At 63.0% G+C, this 6468-nt stretch carries 7 protein-coding genes; 2 read left to right on the plus strand and 5 right to left on the minus strand.

Annotated elements, in window-relative coordinates:
• A partial coding sequence (locus HUK84_RS08430; protein WP_176639904.1) for an NADH-quinone oxidoreductase subunit NuoE family protein occupies window positions 1–557 on the minus strand: 557 nt, incomplete at its 3' end.
• A gap of 429 nt (window positions 558–986) precedes the next feature.
• Between HUK84_RS08430 and glgP the strand changes: the two genes are divergently transcribed.
• Window positions 987–2699, plus strand: a complete 1713-nt coding sequence (glgP, locus tag HUK84_RS08435; RefSeq protein WP_176639905.1) for an alpha-glucan family phosphorylase — start codon at window positions 987–989, stop codon at window positions 2697–2699.
• A 164-nt stretch (window positions 2700–2863) separates the two neighbouring features.
• Here the strand turns inward: glgP and HUK84_RS08440 are convergent, their stop codons facing one another.
• The 3 genes from HUK84_RS08440 to HUK84_RS08450 form a co-directional block, all read right to left on the minus strand.
• The gene (locus tag HUK84_RS08440; RefSeq protein ID WP_176639906.1) at window positions 2864–3379 is read right to left on the minus strand and encodes a hypothetical protein; all 516 of its coding nucleotides are present in this window, start codon (window positions 3377–3379) and stop codon (window positions 2864–2866) included.
• Between the two features lie 106 nt (window positions 3380–3485).
• Entirely contained in the window at window positions 3486–4109 is a 624-nt protein-coding gene (locus HUK84_RS08445) for a TetR/AcrR family transcriptional regulator (RefSeq protein WP_176639907.1), read from the minus strand.
• Window positions 4110–4161: 52 nt separating this feature from the next.
• Window positions 4162–5046, minus strand: a complete 885-nt coding sequence (locus HUK84_RS08450; RefSeq protein WP_317135264.1) for an AraC family transcriptional regulator — start codon at window positions 5044–5046, stop codon at window positions 4162–4164.
• Window positions 5047–5165: 119 nt separating this feature from the next.
• Between HUK84_RS08450 and HUK84_RS08455 the strand changes: the two genes are divergently transcribed.
• On the plus strand, window positions 5166–5993 hold the full coding sequence (locus tag HUK84_RS08455; RefSeq protein ID WP_176639908.1) for an oxidoreductase: 828 nt from the start codon (window positions 5166–5168) through the stop codon (window positions 5991–5993).
• Between the two features lie 13 nt (window positions 5994–6006).
• On the opposite strand, the gene HUK84_RS08460 is transcribed toward HUK84_RS08455, so the two are convergent.
• The coding region (locus HUK84_RS08460) for a zinc-binding dehydrogenase (protein WP_176639909.1) at window positions 6007–6468 on the minus strand (462 nt) is incomplete at its 5' end.

Here is a 6468-nt window from a genome sequence, read left to right on the forward strand (position 1 = left end):
AATGGTCCGGCCTGGATCACGTTGGGATGGACGCGCGCGTGGGGCAGGGGGACGCGGTGACCCGGCGACGGGATGCCCGTGGAGGTGTCGATCGCGGCCCGCAGGGCGGCCAGGATCGCCGGGACGACCTCGGGGGTCAGCGCGGTGACGACCACGTCGTTGACCAGGGCCGCGGGCTCCTGATCGGCCATGCCGATATCGCTGGTCCAGTTCAGGGTGACGAGGCCGTCGGGCGACGTCTCGCCCATGGCGATGCCCAGCGCCTGGCAGAAGGCGTGGGCGACGGCATCGGCGCCGTGAATGCGCGAAATTGGGGTGCGGGACAGGCGGACCTGAAACCGGCCGGCCGGGACGCGGCTGAAGAACGCATAGAAGGACAACGCATCGATCACGTCGCCCACATGCATGCCCAACCCCGCGGCGATCGCGGATGCACTGGCATCGCTGACATGGCCGTATCTGGTTTGGACCGCGCGCAGCACGTCCATCAGGCGGCCGCGATCGGCCCCGACCAGGGCGATCTGTTCGTCAAGGAAAGCGTCGCCCGTGCTGGCCATGAGCAGGTCTTCCTCCCGAGGATCAGTCCGGGATCGGCCGTGTGGGACACTAGTGTCCTGCCCGAGAAATTCTTATGAGAATTTCTCGGACCAGCAGGCCACTAAAATATTGATTCTAGTGTCCTTTTGATTCCAAAATTCGCTTGCGAATTTCGGAATCAGGACACTAGAGCATCATCCGACCGGATGGACTCATCCGGTCGGATAAAGATGCTCGTTAAAACAAAAAGCTAGAGCCATATCCGTGAACCAGCGTGAATGGATATGGCTCTAGCGCGCCGTGGCCGGCGGCGGATGCGTCCTTCACGGAATCTTTTTTGAGGGATGGCCGGTCGCTGCGGCGTTATGGGCCGGCAGGCAGGGCAGTCCGCTCGTCTCTGCCCAGTTTATCTTCTCTATCTTCTTTATCTTCGCCGGAGTGGTGTCGGGATGGGGCCCCTGGAACGCTTTGTCGGCTCGGCGTCGATCGCCTATTTCAGCATGGAAATCGCGCTGGATCCGGCAATCCCGACCTATAGCGGGGGCCTTGGCATTCTGGCGGGCGACGCGGCGCGGTCGGCGGCCGATCTCGATCTGCCCATGGTGTTCGTGACCCTTGCCTGCCGCCAGGGCTATCTTCACCAGGAAATCGACGCCAGGGGCGTCCAGCACGATCATCCCGAACCATGGGATCTCTCCGCCGTGGCCCGGCCGCTGTCGGCGATGGTCGCCGTCTTCATCGAAGGCCGCGCGGTCTGGATCCGGCCCTGGCTCCATGTCCTGAAACGGGCGGGCGGGGCGATTCCGGTCTTGCTCCTCGACACGCACCTTACCGAAAACGACCGCCGCGACCGGGACGTCGCGGATCGCCTCTATGGCGGAAACGAAGCGCACCGGCTGGCGCAGGAGATCGTTCTGGGTATCGGCGGCGAGAAGGTCCTGCGTGCGCTCGGCTTCTCCATCGCGACCTATCATCTCAACGAGGGGCATGGCGCCCTGTTGCCGCTTGCGCTGTTGCGGCAGCATCCGCGACCGCCCAGCCATGTCTCGACGGATATGTTTCCGTATGACCGGGAGCGTGTGCTGGAACGCTGCGTCTTTACCACCCATACGCCGGTCGAGGCAGGGCACGACCGGTTCGGGTACGAACTGGTCAGTCGCATCCTGGGGCGTTATATCGACCTGCCGGTGCTGCAGCAACTGGCCGGCGCCGACTCGCTGAACATGACGCAATTGGCCGTCAATCTGTGCGGCTACATCAATGGCGTCGCCGAGCGTCATGGCGAAACGACGCAGAAATTGTTCCCCGGCTATGTGATCCGTTCGATTACGAACGGCGTCCATCCGGAAACCTGGGTGCATCCGGCCTTCGCGCGACTTTACGACCGGATATGCCCGCGCTGGCGTCACGAGCCGGAATTCCTGGCCTATGCGGATATCCTGCCGCCCACGGACTGGTTCGCGGCACATGAGACGGCCAAGTCGGATCTTCTGGCCGCGATTCGGCGGGCGACGGGGCGGACCCTGGATCCGTCGGTCCTGATCGTCGGCTGCGCCAGGCGCATGACGGCCTATAAACGGGCGGACCTGATCCTGGAAAACCTTCCGCGCCTGATGGAACTCGCCGGGGAATACCCAATCCAGATCGTGTTCGCGGGCAAGGCGCATCCACGCGACGGAGACGGCAAACGGATGATCGCGCGCATTGCGGACGCCGCGCGCCGCGCAACGGGGCGCGTGCCGATCGTCTTCCTGCCCGACTACGGCTTCGCGCAGGCGAAGATGCTGGTTGCGGGTGCCGATCTTTGGCTGAATACGCCACTGCCGCCCATGGAGGCATCGGGGACCAGCGGCATGAAGGCGGCCCTCAACGGCGTGCCCAGCCTCAGCGTCCTGGACGGCTGGTGGATCGAAGGCTGCATGGAAGGCGTGACGGGCTGGGCGATCGGCACGCCGGACATGCCGGCCGAGGCGCATGGCGCCGCCCTGCTGGACAAGCTGCAGCAGGTGATCCTGCCGCTGTTCTACAAGGACCGCAGTGGATGGGCCCGGGTGATGGCCGGCGCGGTGTCGAAATGCGGCTCGGTCTTTACCAGCCATCGGATGATGCGGCGCTACATGAGCGAGGCTTATCGCGGCCACCTCGTCTGGCGGCCGCGATAAGGGGACCGTCAAGGGAACGCGGGGCGGGATGTCCGCCCCGGCACCCGCGGCGATGCGGCAGGCATCCATAACCCCACTCTCTTGAGAGTTGAGGTCTCCGGAAATTCCGGCGGTTTATCTTTTAAGTTTTTCGTCCCCCAGACGGAGACGTGGAAATACGGATGTCATTCCGCGATAACAGCTTCATGGTTTGCGTGGGCGACATCCCTGGCCCGTCTGCGCAAAGAGATGATTTGGACCGTCAAACCAATGACGAGGCAGATGAGCAGGCCGGATTGCGTGCCGACAAGAAGCGGCGCGTGCGGGTCGGTCACCAGGGGGTGGCCGTCGGGAACGCGGCGCAAGGTTTCGGTCGCGGCGGGCAGCATCAGCAGAAATACCGTCATGGTGAGAAAGATCGCTTCAAGATACCGGCCTGAACGACCGAAAATCGGCATGTGACCAATGCCGTACCCGGCAAGCAGAAGCAGGATCGTCACGGCGCCGAAGCCGTAGCTCACCGGCTGCTTGGCCACGAGGAATGCCGTCACCGCGCCTGTCAGCATCGCCACGAGGTAGGCAACCCCAGGCGCCGATCGCGGGACGATCCGCCCATGACGGACGAACATATACCCGGCCAATGGAATGGCGGGCAGACTTCCGAGCGTGTGTATCCAGCCAACGGGGGTGATTCCAAACATGTCAGTCTCCATCTTGCAGAACCGATATACCTACTAGTAGGTAGGTATGGAAGGTAAGCTTTTGCAGTCAAGGTATAATTGTTACGGAGATCGTTTTCTGTCCCGCTCAGGACAGAATTTCTCTCGGTCTCTTCTTCGTATCACGGTCGGGCGGCGCGATCATCCGCTCCATATGAGCGCCTATTACGACACCGAAAATTTTCGGATCGCCATAGGCGCGTGCCGAAAGCATCGCGCCATGAACGGTGGCCATGAACGCGTCCGCCTCGACATGCGGCGAACGCGTCAGCCGGATTTCCCCGGTGCGCGCACCGCTCTCCATCACGGTTGCCAGCCAGTTCGACAATGCGTGGAAATGCGCGCGGACTTCCAAGGCAATCTCCTCGGGCAGGACGGGGAGCTGGCTTGCCAGCAGCGCGCACACGCAGAACGGAGCGGTTGCATCCGCGATACAGGCTTCCCAATACCCGACATAGCGCCGCAATTGCTCGAGCGGATCGCTGACCTGGAGGGCGAGCTCCGCCAGCGCGGCTTTGGCGTCTTCCCGATAACGTGCGACCAATGTCCGCACCAGATCGGCCTTGCTGGGGAAATGGTGATGAATGCTCGCCTTGCGGATGCCGACCACTTCCGCGATATCGGCATAGCTGAAACCGTTATAACCACCCGCGACGATCAGGGACCGTGCGCAGGTCAGGATATCGTCCGAAGTCGTGGATGAATTCGCCATATCGCGTTCCTACCTTCTAGTAGGTAGCTCGTCAAGCCCGAAAAAGGGGCGATCAGGTGAGGGTGCCGAGATGTCGGCGCACCCATTCGGCTTCCTCGGACGCCGTGCGCCGGAAGTGCCGCTTGAAATCGCGGCTGAACTGGGCGGGGCTGGCGTAGCCGACCGACGCCGCGACGTCGGCGATCGTCTTGTCCCCGCGCGCGATCATCAGTCGTGCCTCATGCAGCCGCATCGCCTTCACATATTGTATCGGCGTGCTGCCTGTCAGCGCCTTGAAGTGCGTGTGGTAGGACGGAACGCTCATGCCGGCTTCGCCGGCCAGCGAGGCGACCGAAATTCCGGAGGCGTAGCGTTCGCGCAGGCGGGCGATGCTTTCCAGGATTTTCCCCGATGGCCCGCGCTGTTGCAAACCTGCGATCATCGCGCCGCCTTGCGGGCCGACCAGTACCCGGTAATGCAACGCGCGCAGGATGCACGCGCCGAGAACCGCAAGCTCGACGGGATTATCCAAGGCATTCAGCAGCCGCAGCACGGCATCCTCGATAGCGGGATCCATTCTGCTCGAGAGGAGGCTTTTCACCTTGCCGGACGTTTCCGGAGCGCCCATCTGTGCGACGATCCCGGCGGCCATTTTCATGTCGAAATCGACATAGACGGCGAGCAGCGGCCGTTCCGGGCTGGCTACGGATTCCATTCGGAACGGGACCGGTACCGACACCGCCAGATAATGCTCCTCGTCGTAGAGATAGATCTCGCCCTCGAGAAGGCCCCGCTTGCGGCCCTGCAACACGAATACCGCGCCCGGCTTGTAGAGCACGGGAACGTCGTGAAGCATCGTCTCGGTCCGGAGGATGCGGACGCCGGGCAGCGGCGTCGGGTTGTATCCCTGGCGGGGTGCCAGACGGTCCGCCAGTTCCACGAGTTCGCGGCGCTTCACCGGACCCTGCTCGGTATTCATAGGATTAGGCAAGACATTCAGAGTTTTCACGATCGATTCCCGCCTGTTCGCATATTATCGGTCAATAGCTTCGCGCGATCAACAGGAGAACGCCCAGCATGTCACCGAAAACCTTCTTCATCACCGGCGCGAATTCCGGCTTCGGCTTCGCGATCGCGTCGGCTGCGAGCCGCCAGGGGCATAAGGTCATCGGCACCGTCCGATCGGAACGGTCACGGGTTGCCCTTGCGGAGCGTCTGCCGGCGGTACGGCCCGTCCTGTGCGACGTGACGGAATTCGACCGGATCGCCGATATCGTCCGACAAGCCGAGGAGGACCATGGCCCGGTCGATGTTCTGATCAACAATGCCGGCTATGGTCACGAGGGAATTCTCGAAGAATCGTCATTTGAGGAGATGCGGCGCCAGTTCGACGTCAATGTCTTCGGTGCGGTTGCCGTCGCAAAGGCCTTCCTGCCGCGTTTTCGCGCAAGGCGTCGCGGATTCATCGTCAACGTGACCTCGATGGGCGGCATGATTACCATGCCCGGCATCGGCTATTACTGCGGAAGCAAATTCGCCCTTCAGGGTATTTCCGAGGTCATGCGCGCGGAAATGGCCCCGTTCGGGGTCCATGTGACGGCGCTTTGTCCCGGCTCCTTCCGAACGGATTGGGCCGGACGCTCGATGGTCAGGACGAAGCGATCGATCCCGGACTATGACGCGCTGTTCGATCCGATCAGAGAGGCGCGGCAGGCCAGAAGCGGCAGGCAGCCGGGCGATCCCGGTAAGCTCGCGGCAGCCGTTCTGGGTCTGATCGAAACCGATACCCCTCCGCCGCAACTTCTGCTTGGCAGCGATGCGCTCGCCCTCGTGTCGGACAGGATCGAACGTCTGAAGCAGGAAATCGAGGCGTGGAAGTCCGTTACGCTTTCCACGGATGGATGAAGAAAATCGCCCGTCAGGGCGCGATCTGCGGCATCAGCACGATGCGGCCGCTGATCCCGCCTTTCTCGGTCAGTGCCAGGCCGGTGGCGAATTCCTCCAGCGCCAGGCGCCGGGCGACGGGCATGCGCAGCAGGCCGCGCGAAAACAGCGTGACCGCATCATGCAGATCCTGCAGCGTCGCACCGACCGATCCCATGATCTTCAGTTCCCGCACGATCAATTCGACGGGATGGACGGTATAGCTGTCGGCCGTATAGCCGATCAGCACCAATCGTCCCTTGCGCCGCAATGCGGCCGTGGCGATGCGCATCGTGGCCTCGGTGCCGACGAGTTCGAACACCACGTCCGCCCCCTCTCCGGTCACCGCGCGGATGCGGGCGCCGACATCCTCATGCGCCGCGTCGATCACCGCCTCGGCCCCCATCTCGCGGGCAAGCGCCAGCCGTTCCGCGCCCCGGCCCACAGCGACGACCCG

The sequence above is a fragment of the Nguyenibacter vanlangensis genome (assembly GCF_013376155.1).
Classification (GTDB): Bacteria; Pseudomonadota; Alphaproteobacteria; order Acetobacterales; family Acetobacteraceae; genus Gluconacetobacter; species Gluconacetobacter vanlangensis.

Excerpts from the sequence above, each read along its gene's own strand:
- glgP (WP_176639905.1), top strand. The coding sequence starts at position 987 with ATGGGGCCCCTGGAACGCTTTGTCGGCTCGGCGTCGATCGCCTATTTC.
- HUK84_RS08440 (WP_176639906.1), bottom strand. The coding sequence starts at position 3,379 with ATGTTTGGAATCACCCCCGTTGGCTGGATACACACGCTCGGAAGTCTG.
- HUK84_RS08445 (WP_176639907.1), bottom strand. The coding sequence starts at position 4,109 with ATGGCGAATTCATCCACGACTTCGGACGATATCCTGACCTGCGCACGG.
- HUK84_RS08455 (WP_176639908.1), top strand. The coding sequence starts at position 5,166 with ATGTCACCGAAAACCTTCTTCATCACCGGCGCGAATTCCGGCTTCGGC.